This window comes from Microbulbifer mangrovi, from assembly GCF_002009015.1.
In the GTDB taxonomy this organism is placed as follows: domain Bacteria; phylum Pseudomonadota; class Gammaproteobacteria; order Pseudomonadales; family Cellvibrionaceae; genus Microbulbifer; species Microbulbifer mangrovi.
This window is the reverse complement of record NZ_LZDE01000285.1, coordinates 1-23,964: the sequence shown is the minus strand read 5'-3', so window position 1 is coordinate 23,964 and position 23,964 is coordinate 1. Positions and strand designations below refer to the sequence as shown.

Genomic DNA, 23,964 nt, shown 5'->3' with positions numbered 1-23,964 from the left:
TCGCCTGCAAGGCAGGCTCCTACATCAGGGGCTATGACAAGTGGTTAATTACTTGTCTTCTTTTTTGTCTTCTTTGACTTCTTCGAACTCAGCGTCCACTGCATCGTCACCGCCGGAAGACTGGGCCTGCTCGGCCTGTTCCGCGGCCGCTTCGCCGGCTTGCGCCTGCTCTGCGTACATCTTCTGGGCTACCGGGCCAGAGGCTTCGGTCAGCTTGGTGGTCGCGGCTTCCATGGCAGCCTTGTCGTTGCCTTTCACCGCTTCTTCCGCTTCCGCCAGGGCTGCGTCGATTGCGGCTTTCTCTTCCGCAGTCGCCTTGTCGCCGGCTTCCTCCAGAGTCTTCTTGGTGGCAGAGATCAGACCGTCGAGGGTGTTGCGGGTGGTTACCAGCTCCTCGAACTGCTTGTCCGCTTCGGCATTGGCCTCGGCGTCCTGTACCATTTTTTCGATCTCGTCATCGGACAGGCCGGAGGAGGCCTTGATCACGATGGACTGCTCTTTACCCGTCGCCTTGTCTTTGGCGTGTACGTGCAGGATGCCGTTGGCATCGATATCGAAGGTTACTTCGATCTGCGGCATACCGCGCGGCGCCGGCGGGATGTCAGCCAGGTCGAAACGACCCAGGGACTTGTTCTGCGCCGCCTGCTTGCGCTCACCCTGTACCACGTGAATGGTTACCGCGGTCTGGTTGTCGTCTGCGGTGGAGAACACCTGGGACTTCTTGGTCGGGATGGTGGTGTTCTTCTCGATCAGCGGAGTGGCCACGCCACCCATGGTCTCGATGCCCAGGGTCAGCGGGGTTACGTCCAGCAGCAGTACGTCTTTCACGTCACCGCCCAGAACCGCGCCCTGGATTGCAGCACCCACGGCTACCGCTTCATCCGGGTTTACGTCTTTACGCGGCTCTTTGCCGAAGAACTCGGTTACCTTCTGCTGTACCAGCGGCATGCGGGTCTGACCGCCCACCAGGATCACTTCGTCGATGCTGGACGCAGACATGTCGGCGTCGGCCAGTGCAGTCTTAACCGGCTCCAGGGAGCGGGTTACCAGTTCTTCCACCAGGCTTTCCAGCTTGGCGCGGGTCAGCTTGACCACCAGGTGCTTCGGACCGGTGGCGTCTGCGGTGATGTACGGCAGGTTCACTTCGGTCTGCTGGCTGGAGGACAGCTCGATCTTGGCTTTCTCACCGGCTTCTTTCAGGCGCTGCATGGCCAGGGGATCACCTTTCAGGTCGATGCCCTGTTCTTTCTTGAACTGCTCGGCCAGGTAGTCGATCAGGCGCAGGTCGAAGTCTTCACCACCGAGGAAGGTGTCACCATTGGTGGACAGCACTTCAAACTGCTTCTCGCCGTCGACGTCGGCAATTTCAATGATGGAGATATCGAAAGTACCACCACCCAGGTCGTAAACCGCGATGGTGCGGTCACCACCGGCCTTGTCCATGCCGTAGGCCAGGGCTGCAGCAGTCGGCTCGTTGATGATGCGCTTCACGTCCAGACCGGCGATACGGCCGGCGTCTTTGGTGGCCTGGCGCTGGGAATCGTTGAAGTAGGCCGGCACGGTGATTACCGCTGCGTCGACTTTTTCACCGAGGAAATCTTCCGCGGTTTTCTTCATCTTTTTCAGCACTTCGGCAGAGATCTGCGGCGGTGCTTTCTTGTCGCCCTTCACTTCGACCCAGGCGTCGCCGTTCTCGGCTTCAACGATGGAGTAAGGCACCATTTTGATGTCTTTCTGCACAACGTCGTCTTTGAACTTGCGGCCGATCAGGCGCTTAACCGCAAACAGGGTATTGGTGGGGTTGGTCACTGCCTGACGCTTGGCGGACTGGCCTACCAGTACTTCGTTGTCGTCGGTGAAGGCAACGATGGAAGGCGTAGTGCGATCGCCTTCAGCGTTCTCGATGACACGAGCCTTGTCGCCGTCCAGTACTGCCACACAGCTGTTGGTAGTACCCAGGTCGATACCGATGATTTTTCCCATTGGTCTGATTCCTCACTTTACTGCGCGCCGGATTCGGTCCTGGCTGCACACGTTTGTATTCGGTTGCTGCTTATATTGGTGCCGCCGTTTCGTTTTCAAGGGCAGCACCTACAAATGTCATTCCACGGCGGCACAGGGATGTGCCGCCCGCAAGGCAACGTTTACCGTTGATTTGCGGGAGCCCGGTGCGGACATGTGCCGCAGCGGGCGTCTTTTCTGCAATTCAAGGAGGAATTGCAGAAAACTGAATCAAGGCGCTTTGCTGACCACGACCATTGCCGGGCGCACCAGACGGCCGTTCAGGCGGAAGCCTTTCTGGAACACATCCAGTACCGTATTCGGCTCCACATCGCCGTTCGGCACCTGGGTCATGGCCTGGTGCAGCTCTGGATCAAAGGGCTCACCCGCCGGATCGATCACCTCTACGCCGTTTTTGGTCAGGGTGTCGATAAAGGACTTGTGGGTCAGCTCGATCCCTTCCACCACGGCCTTGTGCGCCTCGTGCTCACTGTCCACGGTGGCAATCGCGCGCTCCAGGTTATCCACAACCGGCAGAAGGTCCTTGAGCAGCTTTTCCACACCGAACTTGTGTGCCTTCTCCACATCCTGCTGGGCGCGGCGACGGGCGTTCTGCACATCGGCCTGGGCGCGCAGCACCATGTCCTTGTGTTCCGCCAGCTGCTGCTGCAGCGCAGCGATCTCGATGTCCTGCGCACTTTCACCAGCCAGCTCTGCTGCGAGGGCCTCCTCCGCTGCATGCTGCTCTTCAGCACTGGGGGTTTCCACTTCTGCGGCCTGCTCTGCCGCCTGCTCGCCGGTCTCGGTCTGTTCTTCTTCGCTGCGCTCTTTGGCCACTGCTGTCTCCGTATGTGTCCGTCGGCATACTGCCAGTTAGGTCGTAACGCCGGCTAAACCGGCAATGCAGAGCTATATGGGGCCTGCCTGCCGCACTTCAAGGGAAGGGGCTCTGGAGGAGTGCCGTGCGGCGCAGGATCAGGGTTGCCGGGCCTAGGTTAACGTCGCCGGCGGGCAGCCACGAAAAGGGAATGCAGCACATTCAGGCCCCGGGGTGATTGAAACCCCGCCGCCAAATACTGTATAAACAACCACTACTTTAATCAGCGTGAAATCGATCCCCATGTTGCTGCACCTGTCTATCAGTCAGTTCACCCTGGTCGACCAGCTGGAGCTGGAGTTCGGCCCCGGTACCAGTACCCTCACCGGCGAGACCGGCGCGGGCAAGTCCATCACCCTGGATGCCCTCGGCCTCGCCCTCGGCGACCGCGGCAACGGGGAACTGGTGCGCGCCGGCGCGAAACGCGCCGATATTCACGCGACCTTCGATATCAGCAACCACGCCGAGGCCCAGGATTGGCTGGAGGCTCAGGAAATGGACGCCGGGCGCGAGGTCATCCTGCGCCGGACCATCAGCGCCGATGGCCGCTCGCGGGCGTATATCAACGGCCAGCCGGTGACCCTGATGCAGCTTCGCACCTTGGGCGAGCAGCTGATCGATATCCACAGCCAGCACGAACACCAGTCACTGCTGAAAAAGGACACCCACCGCCGCCTACTGGACGAGTATGCCCACGCGGAAAGCCACAGCGCCGAAGTGCGCATTCACTTCAAGACCTGGCAGGACCAGTACCGGCGCTACCGCAAGCTGGCAGACAGCGCCGGTGAAACTCAGGCCCGTCGCGACCTGCTGGAATACCAACTGCAGGAGCTCGAGCAGCTCGACCTCAAGCCCGGCGAACTGGAAGATCTGGAGAGCGAACAGCGCCAGCTGGCCAACGCCGGCGATATCCTGAATGGCAGCTACCAGCTGGCGGCACTGCTCAATGGCGGCGAAGGCGATATCGCCGAGCAGTTGCACCGCGGACTGCAACTTGTGGGTGCCATGCCGGAACAGAGCCCGGCGCTGGCAGAAGTGGCGCAGATGCTCGAGAGCGCGCGCATCCAGATCGACGAAGCGGCGAGCACCCTGTCGCGGCATATCGATCGCTTCGAAATGGACCCGGAACGACTGGCGGAAGTGGAAGAACGCCTGTCCGCGATCTACTCGATCGCGCGCAAACATCGGGTACAGCCGGACCAGCTGGCCGACCTGCAACAGCAGTGGCAACAGGAACTGGAAGAGATTGGCACCCCGGACACCCTCGACAAGCTGGCCGAGGAGTGCGAAAAGCTGGAACAGGCATTCCGCAAGAGTGCAGCGAAACTCAGCAAGCTGCGGGCAGCGGCGGCGAAAAAACTCGCCGGGGCCGTCAATGGCCAGCTGGCCGACCTGGCCATGCCCCACGCCCGCGTAGAGCTGGCGCTCACCGAACTGGACAAGCCCTGTGCCACCGGCCTGGAAGAGGTAGAGATCCTGATTTCGACCAACCCGGGGCAACCGCCGCGGCCGCTGGGCAAGATCGCTTCCGGCGGTGAACTGTCGCGGGTCAGCCTGGCGATCCAGGTTATCACCGCGCAGACCTCGCGCACCCCCACCCTGGTGTTCGACGAGGTGGACGTGGGTATCGGTGGTGCCACCGGCGATGTGGTCGGCAAGCTGCTGCGCCAACTGGGCGAGCGCGGCCAGGTTATCTGCGTTACCCACCTGGCCCAGGTCGCCGCCCGCGCCCACCGCCAGTACCTGGTGGAAAAGCACAGCGATGGCGAAGCCGCGTTTGTCGCCCTGCGCGAACTCAAAGATACGGAACGCAGCACCGAAATCGCACGCATGCTGGGCGGAGAGGCCACCACCCAGTCCATCGCCCACGCACAGGAGATGCTGAGCCGGGCCTGATGCCCGGCCGCTCCGGCGCCAAAAATTGAACCGGCCGGTCTCAAATATTCCCCGCGCCGGGGCCTAAATTGACCGAAAGTGATAAGAGATTCACTTTATACTCCCGCGCCCTCATCCAACCCCTGAACAAGGGATCCGACTACACTGACGGGCAAAGAACTCGGTCATACCATGCAGACAACCATATTCAACACTCCCATTCTCACCCCCTGCCTGCGCCTGCTGGCTCGCCTGCTGCTCAAGCTGCACGGCTGGAAAGTCGTGGCCGATGAGCGCGCCCTGAAGCTGAAAAAATACGTGCTGCTCGCCGCCCCCCACACCTCCAACTGGGATGGCTACTTCTTCATCCTGGCAGCGCTCAAGCTGAAGGTGAATCCGCAGTGGATGGGCAAGGACAAGCTGTTCCAGTTTCCCCTCGGCGGAACCATGCGCTGGTTCGGCGGTATCGCGGTGGACCGCAGCAAGGCCAATAACCTGGTAGAAGCCACGGTAAACCAGTACAACGAGCGCGAAGAACTGGTGATTGCGGTGCCGCCAGAGGGCACCCGCGGCAAGGCGGAGCGCTGGAAAACCGGCTTTTACCATATCGCACGCGGAGCAGCGGTACCGGTGGTTTGCGGGTTTATCGACTTTGCGAAAAAGGAAGCCGGACTGGGACCGGTGATGGAAATGGGTGAAAACCTGGCCAAGGAGCTGGCGCGCTTTGGTAGCTTCTATGCCACCAAGGTTGGCAAGTATCCGAGCGATTACACCGCACCGGTGTGAACAACGGCCAATTGCACTGAAACAAAAAAGGGGAGCATCAAGCTCCCCTTTTTTATACTGCTCGCTCGAGCGGCGATCAGGAATCTTTCTTCTTTACGTACAGAACCAGGCTGTGGCCGGTGAGCTCGTAGCCGTGCTCCTCGGCAATCTGGTGTTGCAGCTCTTCGATCTGCTCATTGTGGAATTCGATCACCTGGCCGGTATCGGTGCATACCATGTGGTCGTGGTGGTCACCGCGGTCCAGCTCGAATACGGAGTGTCCGCCGTCGAAGTTGTGGCGGATCACCAGGCCAGCAGCCTCAAACTGGGTCAACACCCGGTAGACGGTGGCGAGGCCCACATCTTCCCCGGCTTCCAGCAGCATTTTGTACACATCCTCTGCGCTCAGATGCTGTTCGCTGGCACTCTCCAGCAGTTGCAGAATTTTCACTCGCGGGAGAGTGACCTTGAGGCCCGCCTTGCGCAGTTCCTGATTTTCGTTCGACATGAGTATTAAAGTTCCGGATGTGTGCTCGTGATCGCTATAGCGTCATTCTCAATAAATGTTGCGCGCCTGTCGGCAGGCGTACAGTTCGGGTATTATCCACGCCCAGTGAAGGCAGCGGAACCCCAAGCGGGGAATCGGGTCTCAAACCGGGCAACCGGCACGTCACTGGTGCGCCAGGGGGGAGTAACCACTCACCTACAGACTGGGGCGTCGGTAACTTAGTAGACGGCCGCCAGGTCCGCTATGCTGTCCACAGCGGCGGACCGAGCCCGCGTTGAGCGACCTGCTGCGCCCACTTGCACGGCAATAGCACCCAAATTAGGGAACCCAATAAAAATTCAGATGGAGCATTCAATGCCATCAGTTGTACGAATTCTACTGATCGTCGGCCTCTGCAGCCTGGCAACCGCCTGCAGCCTGTTCAAATTTCCCGGCGTGCACCGCATCCAGGTCCAGCAGGGCAATATCATCACCCAGGAGATGGTGGACCAGCTCAAGCCGGGCATGACCCGCCGCCAGGTGCGCTTCGTTCTGGGTACCCCGCTGCTGGAAGACAGCTTCAATCCCAACCGCTGGGACTACATCAACCGTGTGCGCAGCCCCCAAGGGGAAGAAACCCAGAAGCGTTTCTCCGTGTACTTCAACGGCGACCTGTTGATCGCGACCAGCGGCGACTGGCAGCCGGCCGGCTGGCCCTGATTTCAGCCCGTCAGTGGTAAGAAGCAGGGCTCAACCGCCCTGCGCCTGCCGCTTGGCCTTCTCCGCGCGCTGCTTGCGCGCCTCCTTCGGATCGGCAATCAACGGCCGGTACACCTCCACCCGGTCTCCGGGCTGCAATACATATTCCGCCGCCACCGCCAACCCCTTGGTGCCCAGGGCCTGACCGAAAATACCCAGCTTCGCCGTCGCCGGATCCACTTCCGGGTACTCCTCGGGTATCCCCGACTGCTCCAGCGCCTGCAGCGCAGTGGTGCCCGGCTCTACCAGCATGCTCATCAGGCGCTGCTCGTGGGGCAGTGCATACACCACCTCCACTGCGATGGTTTTCTTACCACTCATCCGTTTTCTCCATAAATCTGGCCGGCACGCTCGCACATGGCATCCACCATCTGGTTGGCGATACCACTGAACAATTTGCCGGCAGCCGCACCCAGCAGACGATTCTGGGCGCGGAACTCCAGGGTAAACATCACCTTGCACGCGTTCTCCGCCAGCGGGGTAAAAGTCCAGCAGCCGTTGAATTCGCTAAACGGGCCATCCACCAGCACCAGCTCCATTTTGTGCGGACGCTGCAGGCGGTTGCGGGTAACGAAACTCTGGCTGATTCCCGCGCGGGACAGGTCCAGGCGCGCCTCCAGGGTATCTTCGTCCCGGTGCAGGATCTCTACCCCGCGACAACCGGGCAGGAACTGTGGATAACTGGCCACATCATTGACCAGGTCAAACATCTGCCCCGCGCTGTACATCACCAGCGCGCTGCGCTCAATTTTTGTCATCGTTCAAACCTTGCCCGCCAACCGCGGTTATCTTGCCTATCTTGTGGGTAGCTGGGCGATTTTGGCCACTGACGCTACTCAAGGCGGGTATTTCCTGCAACAATCGGCACCTTTAACGGCCCCGCGCAACCATTCTGGTGCCACGGCCGTAACAATCGTTCTGGCGACAAGAATAACAGGCAAGCGAGAAGATTATGTCCGCAGCAAGAGAACATTTTGGCTCCCGACTCGGGTTCATTCTGGCCGCCGCCGGCTCTGCCGTCGGTATCGGCAACCTGGTTTCCTTCCCCGTAGCGGCAACCAAAAGTGGGGGCGGCGCATTCCTGCTGGTATATGCCCTGTTCGTATTTCTCATCTGCCTGCCGGTGATGATGGCCGAGCTCGCGCTGGGCCGCAAAACCGACAAAGACCCCGTGGGCGCCTATCGCCAGCTCTCCGGCGGCTCGCACCTGTGGCGCATTCCCGGCTGGCTGGCACTGATCACCCCGTTCATGATCGCCGTCTTCTATATGGTGGTGACGGTCTGGGTACTCGGCTACCTGGTGGAAATCTTCAAGGGCAACCTGACCACTCTAACCACCGAGGCGTATTTCGGGGAGTTTATCAATTCCAAAACCGTTTTCGTGTACCTCATCGCACTGATGCTGATCATCAACGGGGTACTGTCCATGGGCGTTAAAGACGGTATCGAGCGTGCCGCAAAGACCCTGATGCCGATGCTGTTTGTCATGCTGCTGATCCTGGTGCTGTTTGTGCTGACCCGGGAAAACGCCATGATCGGGGTGCAGTACTACCTGATCCCCGACTTCTCCAAGATCAGTGCGGAAGTAGTGAGCAAGGCCATGGCGCAGGCGTTCTTCTCCCTGTCGCTGGGTATGGGCATCATGATCACCTACGGCTCATATATGAAAAAGCGGGACTCCGTGCCCGGCTCTGCCAAGGCGGTCGCGCTGACCGACACCATGGTGGCCTTTACCGCGGGCCTGCTGATCCTGCCGAGTATCTTCCACTTTAACCCGCACATTGACACGGCCTCGCTGAGTGACTCCTCCGCCGGTATGATCTTCCTGTTCCTGCCGAAGATCTTCCTCTCCCTGCAAGACAGCATCGGCTATTTTGGCGCGAGCGTGTTCGCCGCGACCTTCTTCTTCCTGGTGTTCGTGGCTGCGCTTACTTCGCTGGTTTCCATCATTGAAGTCCCCATCGCCACGCTGCGCGATGAGCGCGGCATGTCCCGCAAGAAGGCGATCTATACCGTAGCGGCAGTACAGTTCATACTCGCCGTCTGCTGCGCCATGTCGTTTGGCATGGCAGACTGGCTGACCCAGTTCGTCACCCTGGCCGGCAGCGACAAATCGTTTTTCGACTTGGTAGAAATCCTGTTTTACGACACCATATTGCCCCTGAACGGCCTGCTGGTGTGTATCTTCGTGATCTACAAGTGGAAGCGGGCCAACCTGGACAAGGAACTGCAGGAAGGCGACAGCAATTTTGCTGGCTCCCTGTCACAGAAGTACGTCAACTTCTCCCTTGGTACCTTTATTCCCGCGATCCTGTTGCTCGTATTCATCAACACAGTACTGCTGAAGTTCTTCAATACGAGCCTGTTCAATCTCATTTAAGTTGTATTCATGGCAAAGAAGAAAAAGGCCCCTTCCTCGAACACCATTGCCCTCAACAAGAAGGCAAAACACGATTACTTCATCGAAGAGAAGTTCGAGGCGGGGATGGAATTGCAGGGCTGGGAAGTCAAATCCTGCCGAGAAGGCAAGGCCCAGCTCACCGACAGCTATGTGCTGTTCAAAGACGGCCAGGCCTGGCTGCTGGGTGCGCGCATCCAGCCTCTGCCCAGCGCCTCGACCCACTTTGTGACCGAACCGGACCGCACCCGCCGCCTGCTGCTGAACAAGCGCGAGATCGCCAAGTTGGTGGCCGCGGTCAACCAGAAGGGCTACGCCTGTGTGTGCACCGCGATCTACTGGAAAAAGCACCTGATCAAATGTGAAATCGCACTGGCCAAGGGCAAGGCGTCACACGACAAGCGCGAGACCCTGAAAGAGCGCGACTGGAACCGCCAGAAACAGCGCATCATGCGGACCGACAACCGCTGACGGGCCAGCCCCGGGGCAGCGATACACCGAATAAGAAACTCAACTCGGCAAAACAATAATTACAGGATTTACCATGAGTGCACCGCGAGGACAGTTCAGCTCCAATTTCGGCTTTCTGATGGCGGCCGCCGGCTCCGCCGTCGGCCTTGGCAACATCTGGGGCTTTCCCACTAACGTGGCCACCAACGGCGGTGCCGCATTCGTAGTGGTCTACCTGATACTGGCATTTATACTCGCCTACCCGGTACTGATGGCAGAGCTCTCTATCGGCCGCTACGCCCGCAGCAATATGGTGCAGGCCCTGCGCGGGATTTCCACCGGCCCGGTAAGCCGCAGCGTGGGGACATTAGCCGGCTTTGGCGGCATCGTGGTGGCCTCCCTGATTCTCAGCTTTTACGCCATTGTTGCCGGCTGGATGGTGGCCCACCTGGCAGACCCGTTTGCCACCCTGGTTGGTGCCGACAGCTCTGCAGAATGGCTGACCAGCAATAGCACCTCGCGCAACCTCACCTTTACCGCCATTTTCAGTGGCCTCACCATGGCAATCATCGCCGCCGGTGTGGAGAAGGGGATCGAGCGCTGGTCCACCCTGCTGATGCCATCCCTGATCATCCTGCTGTTGCTGCTGATTGCCTATGTGCTGAGCCAGCCCGGCGCCATGGCCGGCCTCGAAGCCTACCTGATGCCGGACTTCAGCGAGCTGTCCCCGGAACTGATGCTGTCCGCCATGGGCCAGGCATTTTTCTCCCTGTCCCTCGGCGTGGGCACCATGCTGATTTACGGCTCCTACCTCAGCAAACAGGAAAGCCTGCCGCGCCTGGGTGCCCTGGTGACCCTGATCGACGTGGGTATCGCCTTCACCGCCGGCCTGCTGATCGTCCCTGCCATGTACGTGGCCCAGGAAGCCGGCACGCAAATTTTTGCCGAAGGTGGGCAGCTGATGGGTGGGCCGGACCTGATCCTGCAGGTGCTGCCGGCGCTGTTCGACACCATGGGCACCAGCGGCCTGTTCGTCGCCATCGCCTTCTTCGCGCTGATGACCATCGCCTCACTGACCTCCTCCATCTCCATGCTGGAAGTACCGGTGGCCTTCTGTATTGAAAACCTCGGTCTCAAACGCCGCCCCGCCACCATGCTGGTGGGCCTGGTCATCTTTGCCATCAGTTCCCTGATCATCTCCAATTTCGGCGCGCTGTTCGGGCTAGTTGTTACCATCAGCACGGAATACGGCCAGCCCATTCTGGGCATCGCACTGTGTATCTTTGCCGGCTGGATCTGGCGTCGCGACCAGCTGCTGATGGAACTGCGGGAAGGCCACCCGGATATCGAAAAGACCTTCTTCTGGAAAGTCTGGCCGTGGTATGTGCGCATCGTCTGCCCGCTGCTGATCCTGGCCGCGTTTGTACAGACCATTATCTAACTCTTGACCGGCCGCGGACCTCCGCGGCCGGTTTCCCTCTCCGCCCAGCCGCTCCCCCAGCCAATCCCCCTCTCAGCCAAGCGCGCAATTCTGTTTGCAGCGCATTATCATTGCCGCTTTCACGACATCACCGACCAAAAGCAGCAACCACGATGCCCTCCAGACGTCCTCCGTTCCCGACAAACAAGTCGCGCAAAGCCGCGCCCCCCAAGCGCAACAGCAAACCGTCCGGCACCAAACCCTCGAACGCCACACCAACGGTGACTATCGAGGCACTCAGCCACGAAGTGCGCGGTATCGCGCGGCTGGAAGGCAAAACCCTGTTTGTGGATAACGCCCTGCCCGGGGAAACCGTCAAGGTGCGCTACCTGACCAACCGGGCCAAGTTCGACGAAGCGGTCGCGACTGAAGTACTCGAAGCTGCGCCGGAGCGACAGGACCCGCCCTGCCCGCACTTTGCGCTGTGCGGCGGTTGTGCTCTCCAGCACATGCGGCCCGATGCGCAGATCGCCGCCAAGCAGAAAATCCTGCTCGACCAGCTGCAACGCTTTGCCCGCATCAGCCCCGATCAGATCTTGCCGCCACTCACCGCCGACATCGCCGGCTACCGCAGCAAAGCGCGTCTGGGGGTTCGCTATGTGAAAGAGGCACACAAGAAAGGGGCGGACGGCAAACCACAGCTGGTGCTGGGATTCCGCGAAAAGCGCTCCAACAACCTCACCGACATTCGCGAGTGCCTGGTGATGCCGGAATCGTTTTCCAGCCAGTTACCGCAACTGCATGCACTGGTCGACCAGTGCCGGGAAGGCCGACACATCTCCCATATTGAAGTCGCCGTCGGCGAAAATGCCACCGCACTGGTAGTCCGCCACCTCAAACCATTACCGGAAACCGATGTGCAGCTTTGGCTCGACTTCGTGCGGCAACAACAGGACTGGCACCTGTACCTGCAGGCCGAGGAAATACCCCACAAAATCTGGCCCGAGGACGGCGAAGAAAGGCTGAGCTACGCCCTGCCCGAATTCGACCTGACGATGCACTTCCATCCCCAGGACTTTGTGCAGGTGAACTTCGCCATCAACCGCCAGATGGTGCACCGCGCGATCGAACTGTTAGACCCGCAGCCGAACGAGCGTGTGCTCGACCTGTTCTGTGGACTCGGCAACTTCACCCTGCCGCTGGCCAAGCGCGCCGCGGAAGTGGTGGGTGTAGAAGGCGCCCTCGACCTCACCCGCCGGGGCCGCGAAAATGCCGAGCGCAACCAGCTCGATAACGTGCAGTTCCAGGCCGCCGACCTGACCGAGGACTTTTCCACCAGCCCCTGGGCCCGCGGCGGCTTCGACAAAATCCTGCTGGATCCGCCCCGCACCGGCGCGCTGGAAGTGGTGCGCAATATCGCCCACTTCGGCGCCAAGCGCATCGTCTACGTATCCTGTAACCCCGCCACCCTGGCCCGGGATACCGCGGAACTTCTGCAGCGCGGTTATCGTCTAACAAAGGCAGGTGTGATGGACATGTTCCCCCACACTACCCATGTGGAGTCCATCGCCCTGTTTGAGCGCAAGTAACCGAAAAGGTACCGGATAGTCACAAAATTCTATCCTCACCCTATGGTGGCAAGTGACCTTCAGGTATACTGTGCGTTACGCAAATGCGTTTCGTATTGACCGGCGAACAAAGCCTGTTCACTGCGTAGATTCCGGGGATGACTTGGATTCGACGTTGGTTGCGAAACCATGGGTGCATGCCGTGAGGGTAGCGAATCACGTAAATCCAAAGCTGCATTTTATTAGTTGCCAACGACGACAACTACGGTGCCCAACTGGCTGCGTAAGCAGCCCGCAAAGCACTTCTAAGGGTTCGCCCTTAGCGGCCTTCAGCAAGGTTCCAGTACCGCGCTGCTGGCTGTCATATAGAACTGGATCGTCCTGAAGCGTGCCTGACGCGGATGGCCTAAAACTTATTCAGGTTCGCTCTCCACGTCCTGCCCGCTGGGCTGTAGAGAGTTAAATCAATAGGCGGAACTAAGCATGTAGAGCCTCTGGCAGAGTGCTGACGGACGCGGGTTCGACTCCCGCCATCTCCACCAAACAAACGTCTAAGACGATCTAAAAAAGCCCCGAAAGCCTAGCGTTTTCGGGGCTTTTGCTTATCTGCCCCATCCCAGCTAGTCTAACCCGACCCCACCAAATCCAGCCGTTTTGGGTGGGGTTTATGGTGGGTTCCTGAAGACCTAGCAACCCGACCCCACCAAACCGCCGGAAAGCCCCGATCCATGCGGGATCAGGCCAACCACCCCCAATTTACCAATATGGAGTTGAACCCTTGGCCCTGTCAGACACCAAGGCAAAAGCCCTCAAGCCCCGCGAGAAAAAGTACCTGGAAGCTGATGAAAAGGGGCTCTACCTGGAAGTGAAACCCAATGGCACTAAGCGCTGGGTCTTCCGCTTTCGCCTGCACGAAAAGCGCTGTGATTTGGCCTTAGGTATATACCCCGATGTCGGCCTTGCTGAAGCCCGTCGCGCACGGGATGAAGCCCGAAAACACGTTGCCGCAGGCGTTGACCCACGGGATGTGAAACGTGCCCGCAAAGAGTCCGCCCTTGAGACAGCCCGCAACAGCCTTGCAGCTGTGAGTGAGGAGTGGTTCGCAGCCAAGATGGCCCACCTGTCCAAATCCTCAAAAGAGCGCGCCAGGCGCGCGCTGGACAGCGACCTGCTGCCCTACCTGGGCAAACGTCCCATTGCAGAAATTACCCCACCTGAAGTGCTGCGCTGCCTGCGACGCATTGAAAGCCGGGGTGCTCTCGAAACCGCGCATCGCGTTAAGCGGGTTGCCAGCCAGGTCTTCCGCTTCGCTGTTGCCACCGGGAAAGCCGACCGCGACCCCACCACAGATCTCACTGGCGCCCTCAAGCCCACAAAGAAGAAACATCTGGCCGCGATTACAGACCCAGTGGAGGTGGGCAAGCTGATGGTAGCCATCGAGGGCTATCAAGGGACCCCCGTGGTGAAAACGGCCCTCAAACTGTCACCACTGCTGTTCTGCCGCCCAGGGGAACTGCGAAAGCTGGAGTGGGCAGAGGTCAACTGGGAGGCCAAGCAGATAGAGATACCGGCAGAAAAGATGAAGACGGGCGAACCCCATATCATCCCGCTGGCGGAACAGTCCCTTTTCCTGCTGCGGGAGTTGGAGCCACTGACAGGGCGCGGCCAGTACGTGTTCCCTTCCGCCCGGGGCCAAAGCCGTCCCCTGTCAGATAATGGCGTTAGAACGGCGCTACGCTCGCTGGGCTATGACAACGAAACCATGACCGCTCACGGCTTCCGGGCAATGGCCAGGACCCTTTTGGACGAGGTTCTGGGCTTCCGCATCGACTACATTGAGCACCAACTGGCCCATGGAGTGAAAGACGCTCTGGGGCGCGCCTATAACCGGACAAAACACCTGCCGCAACGTGCCGATATGATGCAGAAGTGGGCCGACTACCTAGAGAACCTGCGCAAACAGAGTGAAGCGGGCAATGTGTTAAGCGTTAAATTTGGGGCTTAACGCGCCCAATACCGAGCCTCAGCGCCAACACAGCTCTCAAATAGCGACTCCCTGGGCCGCCTGGCACCTAACCTTAATCAAGGAAATACCTGGACAGGGAAGAGCATCTTGAGCCTGAAATATAGATTACGCCAGTGGTTTTCGGTTGAGGATGCCGCCGGCTACCTTTCATTCAAGTCGAACGAACAGATTTCAATTAAGGACATAGCTGGCCTCATTATCGAGCAGCAACTTAGAGTCCACTTGCGACTGCAAAGTCATCACTGTCTATTCAAAAGCGAATACCTAGACGCCCCCTACAATCAGCGTGCAACCCAAAATGACACCGATTCATCGCCAAATACAGCGATGAAATTCCGCTTACCCCCGAAAGACTTGATAGTTTCAGACCCCCCAAACAATCTGCCCATTGAACACAAAGAGATAGAAAGTGGAGGCCGAACCATCCGGGTAAAAGTTCAAAGGAAAACCACCTCACGGAGGGAAGTTGCCTGTCCAGTTATAAACTTTGACGACAGTCCTGTTAAGCGGTTATTTAGTGCGATTTATTACGATTCACAAGTCCCGGCTTCCACTGGCCGAATCGAAGTGATGTTTCAAGATCAACCATACGCGCTAATTGAATTTTTGAGCGGTCTCGATTTTCCGCCCCTGGATAAGGATCACGATTTAGAAAGCGACTCAGACAGCGCACTAGACCCAGAATTGTCGCGCACCGTGCAGGATTTTTTAGAAGATATCCTATTTCCCCAAAGCTGGAGGTATGACACCAACATAAGTCTTTCTGATATAGCCCTAAAAAGGGAGGACTTAGATAATTTATTCGTCCAGTCTAGCTCGACAGGAACGCCAGGCTATTGGGGTGATGGATTGGTTGTTCTAGTGCGAGCTGCCAAGGAATTTTGGGGAAACGCAGACCCCTCCGAAAAAGACACTTTTCCCAAATCTGCCGATGTTGAAGCATGGCTAAAAAAAGAGGGTCTCTCGGATAGAGCCGCTAAATCTGCACCTCAGCTCCTACGTCCATTCTGGGCAAACCAAAAGAAGTGACACCTTCAACACCTTGCCCCATGCTGCATTGAGCCTAAGTGACACAACTCCTGTGTCACAGTGACACTTCGCGACCTATTTTTTTTACCGCTTTTGCCGCATACCTTTGCTGTCAGCCTGAATTAATCCATAGGAGCGCTGACAGATGCAAAACCACCCAACCGCCCCCCAAGGCGTCAACCCGGCCGCCCTCTACCGCGCACGCGACTGCGCCCGGTTCTACTCCATCGGAATTTCCACTTGGTGGCTTTGGACTAAGACCGGCAAGGCGAAACGCGGCATAAAACTTGGCCCCCAGACCACCGTTTGGGAGGGAGCATACCTCCTTGAACTAAAGCGAAAGCTGATAGCAGAAGCACAAGGCTGAGGACGGTGAATAATGAAGAAGACTAGTACTGCCTCGAAGGGAAGCCCTAGAACTACAACTCTGCGCAATCATTTTAATCGCAGGGCCCAATTGCTTACCCCACGTCAACGGCTTGTGTTGAGCGCACTTATGGACGGCCCCCATAGCCGCAGGGAAATCGACCTCCTTACGGGGGGATACAACGGGCCAAAGGTGATACATCAGCTCAGAGGGCTCGGCATAGTCATTGAGTGCCATATGGTGCTGCATACGAACAAACTAGGCCGAAGAGAGCGTCGAGGTGTCTACCGACTGGCTAGGACTTGCAGGCAGGGCCCGGGAGGCGGCAAATGACTAGGCCTTCTGCCGTACTAGACAAACCAAAGAATACACTAGAGGAAGATTTTGTAATCGGCACACTGCCTGGAGCCCCCATCCCAGAAAACCCGGAACATGCTTTTCAAGATGCCATGCTAAACGCTGGCATAACCCCGCCAGACTACCTGGAGCCGGATGGAGAAATACACCGCTTTCACGTAGAGAGCGATAAGCGGGGTACAAGAAACGGCTGGTATTTACTCTACATGGACGGGGTGCCCGCTGGCCATTTTGGCTGCCATAGGCGGGAAGTATCTCAAGGGTGGTGCGCCAAAGAACGCCGGGAAATGACAAGCTACGAGTGGAAAGCCCACTCCCAGCGGGTGTCGGAAATGAAGCGTAAGCGCGAAGTTGAAACGGCGGAGCGCCGCACCGAAGCCCAGGCCGAATGTGAAGAAGCATGGGGTAAGGCGACGGAAGTCAAGGAGCACTCCTATCTGGACCGCAAAGGGGTTACGTCCTTCGGCTTAAGGCAGGCAATGAAATGCCTATTAGTGCCTATGCGGGATACGTCAGGACGGCTTTGGAGCCTGCAACGAATATACCCCAATGGCGATAAGCGATTTTGGCGTGGTGGCCAGATTCAGGGCTGCTTTCACCTAATCGGAACGCCGGGGGACCGCCTGTACATATGCGAGGGCTACGCCACGGGGGCAAGTATCTATGACGCTACCGGGGATGCAGTGGCAGTGGCCTTCAATAAAAACAACCTGAAACCCGTGGCCGAGGCACTGCAAAATAAATACCGGCGCCTGCAATTGGTGATTGCAGCGGACAACGACCACGCCACAGAAGGAAACCCAGGGATCACAAAAGGAAAGGAAGCCGCAAACGCGGTGGGCGCCCTTCTGACATCCCCTGACCTGTCGGGCGATGAAGGCACAGACTTCAATGACCTTGCAGCCCTGCACGGCTCTGAGGCGCTACAGAAGGCGCTACGAGCGGCAACAACAGTCCGAGAGCCAGCGCGGGGGCGGTTTGTTCTGGCTAACCACTTTGAAGGCTACGATCAGGAAGTTAATCACCTGATAAAAGGCTGGCTACCTGCGGATTCCTTCGGGGTACTGTATGGCCCTTCTGGTTGCGGTAAGAGTTTTTTCGTCTTGAGCTGGGCTTTTCATGTTGCCATGGGACGCGAGTGGAACGGGTGCAAAGTAGAGCGGCTCCCGACCCTCTATGTCGCTGGCGAGGGGGGTGTGGGGGTGCGGCAGCGAATAAAGGCCCTAGCGGATGAGCACAACAATGGAAAAGGAATCCCAAACTTTTACCGCCTGGATCACCCGGTAAGAGTGGGAGCCGACGAAAAAGAAATGGAACAACTAGCAGCCACAATCAAAGAGAAAAGCAACGAAATCGGCAACGACTTCGGCTTAATAATATTCGACACACTGGCCAGAAATATGGAGGGGGACGAAAACAGCAATAAAGATATGAGCGATTTCATCACAGCCTGCGACAACCTGAGAGAGGTTACGGGAGCGTCCGTACTTGTGGTCCACCACACAGGGAAAAGCGAGGCGAAAACCGCTCGGGGCGCGTCTGCACTGCGCGGTGCCTGTGACTACGAGTATTTAGTGGAAAAAGCCAAAACCCCAAATACCCAATTGACGGTGAAGTGTACAAAGATGAAGGACGGCAAGGACGACCACGGCGGGCAATTCACACTATCAGAGCGCCACTTGTTTAACGATAGCGACGGCGACCCGGTTACGAGCCTGGTTTGTGGTGATAAAGGTAGTACAATTATGGCGAGTTCAATCGACCTCGCAGAAAAGCCTCTCACAGCCGGACAGCAGAGTATCTGGCAAGCTGTCCGCTCCCGACTCCAGCACGGGGACTCGACCGAGCGAAAGCTGGTGATTGACGATCTGAAAGCCCAGAACTTCAACGTGAAACACTTTTCCCGCACCGTGGCGGCATTAGTAAAGCGGGGAGTAATTGAGGAGCGCGACGGCTGCCTTTTTACCACCGAACCCGAAGGCGAGATCGATGATTCAACGTAACCATTCCCCAGCCCACAGTGGGGAATTGGAGTGGTTAAGGAGGAGGCGCCCAGTATTATTCCCCTACCCACCCCACCCCCCTTAGGGGGTGGGTATGGGGACATGGGTGGCAACGGATAAAACTGCATCCCGTTGCATTCATCTCCGTTCGAAGCAAACTGCCTTTCACGCAATCCCCCTTGACTTACGTAAGGATTTGAATGTGGCGTTACGTATGTAGAAAGCCAAGTTTCACATATGGTTGTCTGACCAGCCCCAAACCTTAATCTAGAACCCCCAAAGTGACTTCTTTCAGAGCACCCAATATTACGTCATCCGCATAACTCTCTCCGCCAAAATCGACCGAGACAAGCATAACTGCGTGAAATTTGTCCATTTCGGAGCAAGCTAAAAGCTTCGCAGTTCCCGTGTTATAGCTTTTCTGTTTATAGCCTTTGAAGACGTCCCGAGGGTAAAGCTTCCCGGTAATGTCATACTTTAGAATCTCATTGTAATCTTTGTCGTATATACGATAGCCGGCACCGTAAAAGGCAATCGTAGATTCATGGTTCGTGCGCATATCACCAGTAAATTTCAACTTACAAATTCCATCTTTTCTAAAAAGCTGCAATTTAGTCCACTGCTGTCGCTTTTTTTCTCCACCGCTGTGGCCGTAATGCTTAATTTCACAACTCGTCTTTCCGCCACAGGCTTTCTCAAACAGCACGGATGTCTCCATACTGGTGTTCGCGAGCGCGGGTGCCATAAATCCCACAATAAGTATCAAAAACATCCCTTTCATACTCTATCTCCATTAAAAAATTAAACTTCGATATATGTGTCTCATATTTACAAATTAAAAAAAAGAATTTTGATGACATATGCGCCAAAAGATCACAGGTGATCATTTCTTACCTACTTTAAAAATTTTCGGAACATTTAGCGTCCCTTCTTAGCGGTCCTAAGCACTAAACAATAATCCCAGATACAGATCACCCCTAATAGAGAGCTTGCCCACGCGGTAAGGGAGCGAAAGGTACTCCCCTGCCCCCTTACCCTTTGTGGGTACGCAGCAGCGCAGCCCCCGCCCTCTGCGCAGCAGCTCGATCAATAATCAACCAACCGAATAAAAACCAGCCCAGTTTGAGCCACATTACATGCTGATCTAGGGCGCCCGAGGCAGCCCATCGATACGCCCAAAAGTCCAAAATCATCGGCCACAATTACCACATCACATTTTTTTGTTTACCATTTTTTCCAATCTGGTACCATTTGAGGTGCTCGACTACCAGCAAGTTACCACGGATAGACTAAAAAATGAGCCACCAACTTCTCTCACCCACGGCAAAACAGGCCCTCCTGGAGCTAATTAGCTTAGGGGTAAAGGGGGATTCGAGTAGTTTTGCAATGGCTGGACGCGTCCTTGCCAGTAAGCTGAAAGTGTCAGATGCCGACCTTTCATTGGCGATTTACAGCCGACTCGGAGAAGCTTCAGCCACCAGAGCTTCGCAACACCCAGCGCCGGTAGACCCCGATAGCAGGCAGAAGCTGCTACTTGAAGAGTTTCCTGTCGATATAAAGACCAAGCCAGTCTGGCCTGAATCAATAGAGCGATCGATCCAGGCGGTCCTCAGGGAGCGTAACTGCGCGGACGTACTTATTGATGCGGGCTTAACCCCTACACGCTCATTATTGTTTGAAGGACCTCCAGGCTTAGGAAAAACAATGAGCGCGCGCTGGCTGGCAAACCAGCTAAACCTGCCGCTCTTTACACTGGACTTGTCAACAGTCATGAGCAGCTACCTAGGTAAAACAGGCAGCAACATTAGGGCAGTCTTACAGTACGCCCAGCAGCGACCTTGCGTTTTACTGCTTGATGAATTCGACTCAATTGCTAAGCGGCGCAATGATGATAGTGATGTTGGGGAGCTGAAACGGTTGGTAACCGTTTTGCTCCAGGCCATCGATGACTGGCCCCACACATCACTGCTAGTTGCAGCGACTAACCACGCCGAGCTACTAGATCCAGCAATTTGGCGTCGATTCGATGCGGTTATTGCGTTCAAGGAAGCAACTCCGAAGGCATACCAGGAGTTTCTTATTCAAAAAAGATGCTCTGAAGTTGTTTCTCGGTGGATTGGCGAGCGAATCAAATACCTCTCGTTCGCAACCCTAGAGAAGAAGGTTGACACCGCTAAAAAGCGTTCCTTGCTTGAGGAAAGGCCTTTTACGGAAGAACTTCTGCACCTACTTGAGCTGAACATAGACGACTACCTCAGAGAAACCAGCTCGAAAAGTGAAAGAGACTTACAGATTGTAAAGCTACATCGAGATGGAAATTCTCAAAGAAAAATAAGTGAAATATTGAACATATCGCGCCCGACGGTTAGGCGAGTCCTCGAATCAATCAAGGAGTAGAATCGTGTCAGAAAGGAACATATTGCTAGGATTTGGTGAAACGCTAACCAGGCCGGTCGAGAGAAAGAAGGGAGGGGGTGGAAAAGCTCACCCTTACACTTATTCTGAAGCAAGGCAGCGGTTATTACACCAGCAACAACAGCTACTGGAACGCATAGACATGGTTCCGGAAGCCGCTGCTCCGGGAGGGATTTACGTAGCAAGATTTACGCTACACCCAGCCTACCTAGCAAAGTCTTACCACCCCGGGAATCTACTGCGGAAATCTAAGCTCCTAGACGTGGGCAGCAAACGTGTTGTTATCACGCCTGAACAAACACAAAAGAAAGGGCAGCCCACGCCAGAGCTGACCAGTTGCCTTTATGTAGCGGGGCAAGCGGCTAGCTTTGCGGATCTGCACCGCAGACTAAATCAAAACACCCTAAACGCCAGCGAAAAAAATCAAATGATTCAGTTCGAAGAAATTGATTTCTTCGAGCCGGAGGACAAAATTCGAACATTGCACGACGGGGAACATCAACTGCTCGATGTCGCGCTTCACACCCCACTTGTTGACTCATCCGCAATCCTGGAAGAGTTCAGAAAATATGTCGCACGGCTTGATGGCCATGCAGATCTGGAAAGACGACTTACCACGGGCGGAATAACTTTTGTGCCAGTTAAAATCCCGTCAATGCACGCCAACGAACTCGCCGAATTCACCACGCTCAGGGTGCTCAGGGGAATGCCAGAATTGCGGATAAACGAACCGTCCGTAACTCGCCAAATTACCAGCAACAGCTTGCTACAACCGCCAGCAGAAAATGCCGTCAACCAAAGTGTTTCTGTCGCGGTCTTTGATGGCGGACTTGGCACAAACGCACTAGATAAGTGGTGTAAAGAAGAAGTATTTACGACTGCGACTGGAACCAGCCCTGACCTGCTCCACCACGGTAACGAAGTCACATCGACAATTCTTTTCGGACCGATGAAGCCAGGGCAAAACAGCTTACCCGCCCCTCTTTGCAACATCGACCACTATCGAGTGCTTGACCCGTCCGTCGGAACACACCCCGACCTTTATGATGTGCTCCACCGGATTAAAGATGGTCTCGCAAAAAAGCAGTACGACTTCGTAAACCTGAGCCTTGGCCCTCGCCTACCAATCGATGACGAGGATATAAATCCCTGGACAGCCGTTCTAGATCAAATTCTATCCTCCAGCCGAACTCTGATGACCATTGCAGTTGGCAATGACGGAGAGTTAGCGGAGCCGCTCAACAGAATTCAGCCGCCATCTGACATGGTAAATGGGTTTGCGATCGGGGCAAGTGACTCCACGGAATCAAACTGGGCTCGAGCGCCATATAGTAGTGTTGGACCAGGACGCAGCCCCGGATTTATCAAGCCGGATGCTGTGTGCTTCGGTGGATCTCAAAACGAGATGTTCACCGTTTACAACCCCCTTGCAGGGGGAATAAGTCAAACCTGCGGCACTAGCTACGCCGCTCCCCTCGCACTACGCCACGCTATTGAAGTATTTTCAGAGGTAGAGCTGGAATCCCCTATGGCTGCGAAAACATTGCTTTTGCACCATACAAACGCGAGCACCCATCCGCGTAGTGAAGTTGGTTGGGGACACTTACCATCCGACCTGAATTCCATTATCGAATGCGGTGATAATGAAGCGACGATTATTTACCAGGGCACGCTTGCACCAGGCGCGGTAATGAGGGCTTCAATCCCCTACCCGGATGTCGAGATAAAGGGCAATGTCACCATCAAGGCCACTCTTTGCTACCTTTGTGATGCAGATCCGGAGCACCCCATTAACTATACCCGCAGCGGTTTGGACATTACATTCCGTAAAGATGGCGATAAAACCCAGTCGTTTTTCAAACTTCGAGACCAGTATCAGTCCGAACAGGAGGCGCGGGGAGATGCACACAAGTGGGAAACGACTTTGCACGCATCCCAAACATTTAGACGCGAAACTCTCACAGAGCCATGCTTCGACATAGACTACCAAATTCGTGAACAGGGACGAGGTGTTGACTACAATGACTACCCACCGCTCCCTTATTGCCTGGTAGTCACGGTTAGTGCCAACAATACCCCAGAGGTATACAACGGGATTCGCCAACAGTACCAAACGCTACAACCCGTCAAGCTGCGGAATCAAATCCAGATTACAACCTAAAATTTATGCTATTCGTGTTCGTTGGTGGGGAGTAGCGGCATTGGCCATACTCCCCCTTCGCTGCTAGAAAATTTCTGGCGAAAAGGACTGCATTCCCCAAATAAACGCTTAGAGTTCACATTGGGCGCCAACGACAGTGGATAGAAGTATCCAATGTTCTACGGAGTAGTGCGATTTAATGCCGTTTCGGGGCAACGCGTCTAAGAACGCGTCCAAGTAAGGTCAACTCATTCGGATGGTGGGGTTATTTGTGGGGTCAAGAAAATCGCAGCCAGACAAAACCAATGATAACGTGGTCTAAAGGCCACTTTTCGACTCCCGCCATCCACCAAATACCTGCCTCAGACAGTCTAGAAAAGCCTCGAAAGACCTGAGTTTTCGGGGCTTTTGTGTGTCTGAGGCATCTCAAGCTAGCCTAATACAACCCGTCCAGATCTAACCCCAACTGGCCGGGTTTATGGACGGATTGAGCCCACCGTTACCGTCCAACCCGCCCAAACCCAGGTAGGGGGGCGCAGCCATGCCGCTACCAGATACCAAGATACGGGCGCTCAAGCCCCGGGACCGCAAGTCCATCGAGACAGGGTTTCACAAAAAAAGGGGCCATAATACGGCCCCTAGATCGTTCCGACTTTCTGGCTATGCCGCCTGCCAAGAGTCAGTCAGTACTGGTTGCAGCTCCTCTTTCACGTCCTGAGGAATAACATTGCCCGCACCACTAGGCACACTATAGGAGGCCATAGCGGACACTAATTTTTCCACTTGGCTGTTCAACAACACCGAGGATCCCACTTCAATACGATCCAATTGGTAGTTGTCGTTGCTGAACCAATTACTGATCGTCATCTGATCATCTGTACCCGATACTGTGATCTGTAAGTTGTTGCCACTACGGCTAAACCAAAGATCCTCAATCGTGACATCCTCAAACCGCGCGATATCAGTACTGGTAGTATCGGTGTCATAGTTGTACACCGTGGTGGCGCCGTCACCGGCACCGAACAGG

General features: G+C 56.2%; 19 protein-coding genes and 1 other RNA gene. 13 read left to right on the top strand and 7 right to left on the bottom strand.

The window, feature by feature from the left end:
* Positions 1-48: 48 nt before the first annotated feature.
* The gene (gene dnaK / locus B4U49_RS07165; RefSeq protein WP_078083891.1) at positions 49-1,983 is read right to left on the bottom strand and encodes a molecular chaperone DnaK; all 1,935 of its coding nucleotides are present in this window, start codon (positions 1,981-1,983) and stop codon (positions 49-51) included.
* Positions 1,984-2,232: 249 nt separating this feature from the next.
* On the bottom strand, positions 2,233-2,838 hold the full coding sequence (gene grpE / locus B4U49_RS07160) for a nucleotide exchange factor GrpE (protein WP_078083890.1): 606 nt from the start codon (positions 2,836-2,838) through the stop codon (positions 2,233-2,235).
* A gap of 283 nt (positions 2,839-3,121) precedes the next feature.
* Between grpE and recN the strand changes: the two genes are divergently transcribed.
* Both recN and B4U49_RS07150 read left to right on the top strand, forming a co-directional pair.
* Positions 3,122-4,774, top strand: a complete 1,653-nt coding sequence (gene recN, locus B4U49_RS07155) for a DNA repair protein RecN (RefSeq protein WP_078083889.1) — start codon at positions 3,122-3,124, stop codon at positions 4,772-4,774.
* Positions 4,775-4,945: 171 nt separating this feature from the next.
* The gene (locus B4U49_RS07150) at positions 4,946-5,539 is read left to right on the top strand and encodes a 1-acyl-sn-glycerol-3-phosphate acyltransferase (protein WP_078083888.1); all 594 of its coding nucleotides are present in this window, start codon (positions 4,946-4,948) and stop codon (positions 5,537-5,539) included.
* Between the two features lie 76 nt (positions 5,540-5,615).
* Here the strand turns inward: B4U49_RS07150 and fur are convergent, their stop codons facing one another.
* Entirely contained in the window at positions 5,616-6,026 is a 411-nt protein-coding gene (gene fur / locus B4U49_RS07145) for a ferric iron uptake transcriptional regulator (RefSeq protein WP_078083887.1), read from the bottom strand.
* A 354-nt stretch (positions 6,027-6,380) separates the two neighbouring features.
* Between fur and B4U49_RS07140 the strand changes: the two genes are divergently transcribed.
* Positions 6,381-6,725, top strand: coding sequence for an outer membrane protein assembly factor BamE (locus B4U49_RS07140; RefSeq protein WP_078083886.1), 345 nt, complete (start codon positions 6,381-6,383; stop codon positions 6,723-6,725).
* A 30-nt stretch (positions 6,726-6,755) separates the two neighbouring features.
* Here B4U49_RS07140 and B4U49_RS07135 read toward each other — a convergent pair whose 3' ends face one another.
* The gene (locus B4U49_RS07135) at positions 6,756-7,085 is read right to left on the bottom strand and encodes an RnfH family protein (protein ID WP_078083885.1); all 330 of its coding nucleotides are present in this window, start codon (positions 7,083-7,085) and stop codon (positions 6,756-6,758) included.
* A complete protein-coding gene (locus tag B4U49_RS07130; RefSeq protein ID WP_078083884.1) occupies positions 7,082-7,522 on the bottom strand; it encodes a type II toxin-antitoxin system RatA family toxin in 441 nt (146 codons plus the stop codon). Before B4U49_RS07130 ends, B4U49_RS07135 begins: the two co-directional genes overlap by 4 nt.
* A gap of 194 nt (positions 7,523-7,716) precedes the next feature.
* On the opposite strand from B4U49_RS07130, the gene B4U49_RS07125 reads away from it, so the two are divergent.
* From B4U49_RS07125 to B4U49_RS07085, 8 genes are all read left to right on the top strand, one after another.
* Positions 7,717-9,144, top strand: coding sequence for a sodium-dependent transporter (locus tag B4U49_RS07125; protein ID WP_078083883.1), 1,428 nt, complete (start codon positions 7,717-7,719; stop codon positions 9,142-9,144).
* Positions 9,145-9,153: 9 nt separating this feature from the next.
* Positions 9,154-9,633, top strand: coding sequence for an SsrA-binding protein SmpB (gene smpB, locus B4U49_RS07120; protein WP_078083882.1), 480 nt, complete (start codon positions 9,154-9,156; stop codon positions 9,631-9,633).
* A gap of 73 nt (positions 9,634-9,706) precedes the next feature.
* Positions 9,707-11,053, top strand: coding sequence for a sodium-dependent transporter (locus B4U49_RS07115; protein ID WP_078083881.1), 1,347 nt, complete (start codon positions 9,707-9,709; stop codon positions 11,051-11,053).
* A gap of 152 nt (positions 11,054-11,205) precedes the next feature.
* Positions 11,206-12,621 (top strand): 23S rRNA (uracil(1939)-C(5))-methyltransferase RlmD, encoded by a 1,416-nt coding sequence (gene rlmD, locus B4U49_RS07110; protein ID WP_078083880.1) that lies wholly within the window; start codon positions 11,206-11,208, stop codon positions 12,619-12,621.
* Between the two features lie 133 nt (positions 12,622-12,754).
* Positions 12,755-13,142, top strand: a transfer-messenger RNA (tmRNA) gene (gene ssrA, locus B4U49_RS07105).
* Between the two features lie 236 nt (positions 13,143-13,378).
* The gene (locus B4U49_RS07100) at positions 13,379-14,605 is read left to right on the top strand and encodes a tyrosine-type recombinase/integrase (RefSeq protein WP_078083879.1); all 1,227 of its coding nucleotides are present in this window, start codon (positions 13,379-13,381) and stop codon (positions 14,603-14,605) included.
* 108 nt (positions 14,606-14,713) lie between these two features.
* Entirely contained in the window at positions 14,714-15,655 is a 942-nt protein-coding gene (locus tag B4U49_RS07095) for a hypothetical protein (protein WP_078083878.1), read from the top strand.
* 1,056 nt (positions 15,656-16,711) lie between these two features.
* A complete protein-coding gene (locus B4U49_RS07085; RefSeq protein ID WP_158078574.1) occupies positions 16,712-18,382 on the top strand; it encodes an AAA family ATPase in 1,671 nt (556 codons plus the stop codon).
* Between the two features lie 262 nt (positions 18,383-18,644).
* Here B4U49_RS07085 and B4U49_RS07080 read toward each other — a convergent pair whose 3' ends face one another.
* Complete coding sequence (locus B4U49_RS07080; RefSeq protein ID WP_078083875.1) at positions 18,645-19,163, bottom strand: hypothetical protein; 519 nt, start codon at positions 19,161-19,163, stop codon at positions 18,645-18,647.
* Between the two features lie 515 nt (positions 19,164-19,678).
* Here B4U49_RS07080 and B4U49_RS07075 point away from each other — a divergent pair.
* Positions 19,679-20,779, top strand: coding sequence for an AAA family ATPase (locus B4U49_RS07075; RefSeq protein ID WP_078083874.1), 1,101 nt, complete (start codon positions 19,679-19,681; stop codon positions 20,777-20,779).
* Positions 20,780-21,059: 280 nt separating this feature from the next.
* Positions 21,060-22,958, top strand: coding sequence for a S8 family peptidase (locus B4U49_RS07070; RefSeq protein WP_158078573.1), 1,899 nt, complete (start codon positions 21,060-21,062; stop codon positions 22,956-22,958).
* Positions 22,959-23,597: 639 nt separating this feature from the next.
* Here B4U49_RS07070 and B4U49_RS07065 read toward each other — a convergent pair.
* Positions 23,598-23,964 (bottom strand): calcium-binding protein (locus B4U49_RS07065; protein ID WP_204903006.1); only part of this gene is annotated, 367 nt, incomplete at its 5' end.

Coding starts and splice junctions, on each gene's coding strand:
- B4U49_RS07130 (WP_078083884.1), bottom strand. CDS start 7,522: ATGACAAAAATTGAGCGCAGCGCGCTGGTGATGTACAGCGCGGGGCAG.
- smpB (WP_078083882.1), top strand. CDS start 9,154: ATGGCAAAGAAGAAAAAGGCCCCTTCCTCGAACACCATTGCCCTCAAC.
- B4U49_RS07115 (WP_078083881.1), top strand. CDS start 9,707: ATGAGTGCACCGCGAGGACAGTTCAGCTCCAATTTCGGCTTTCTGATG.
- dnaK (WP_078083891.1), bottom strand. CDS start 1,983: ATGGGAAAAATCATCGGTATCGACCTGGGTACTACCAACAGCTGTGTG.
- B4U49_RS07150 (WP_078083888.1), top strand. CDS start 4,946: ATGCAGACAACCATATTCAACACTCCCATTCTCACCCCCTGCCTGCGC.
- B4U49_RS07075 (WP_078083874.1), top strand. CDS start 19,679: ATGAGCCACCAACTTCTCTCACCCACGGCAAAACAGGCCCTCCTGGAG.
- recN (WP_078083889.1), top strand. CDS start 3,122: ATGTTGCTGCACCTGTCTATCAGTCAGTTCACCCTGGTCGACCAGCTG.
- B4U49_RS07080 (WP_078083875.1), bottom strand. CDS start 19,163: ATGAAAGGGATGTTTTTGATACTTATTGTGGGATTTATGGCACCCGCG.
- B4U49_RS07135 (WP_078083885.1), bottom strand. CDS start 7,085: ATGAGTGGTAAGAAAACCATCGCAGTGGAGGTGGTGTATGCACTGCCC.
- fur (WP_078083887.1), bottom strand. CDS start 6,026: ATGTCGAACGAAAATCAGGAACTGCGCAAGGCGGGCCTCAAGGTCACT.
- B4U49_RS07085 (WP_158078574.1), top strand. CDS start 16,712: ATGAAGCGTAAGCGCGAAGTTGAAACGGCGGAGCGCCGCACCGAAGCC.
- B4U49_RS07125 (WP_078083883.1), top strand. CDS start 7,717: ATGTCCGCAGCAAGAGAACATTTTGGCTCCCGACTCGGGTTCATTCTG.
- B4U49_RS07140 (WP_078083886.1), top strand. CDS start 6,381: ATGCCATCAGTTGTACGAATTCTACTGATCGTCGGCCTCTGCAGCCTG.
- rlmD (WP_078083880.1), top strand. CDS start 11,206: ATGCCCTCCAGACGTCCTCCGTTCCCGACAAACAAGTCGCGCAAAGCC.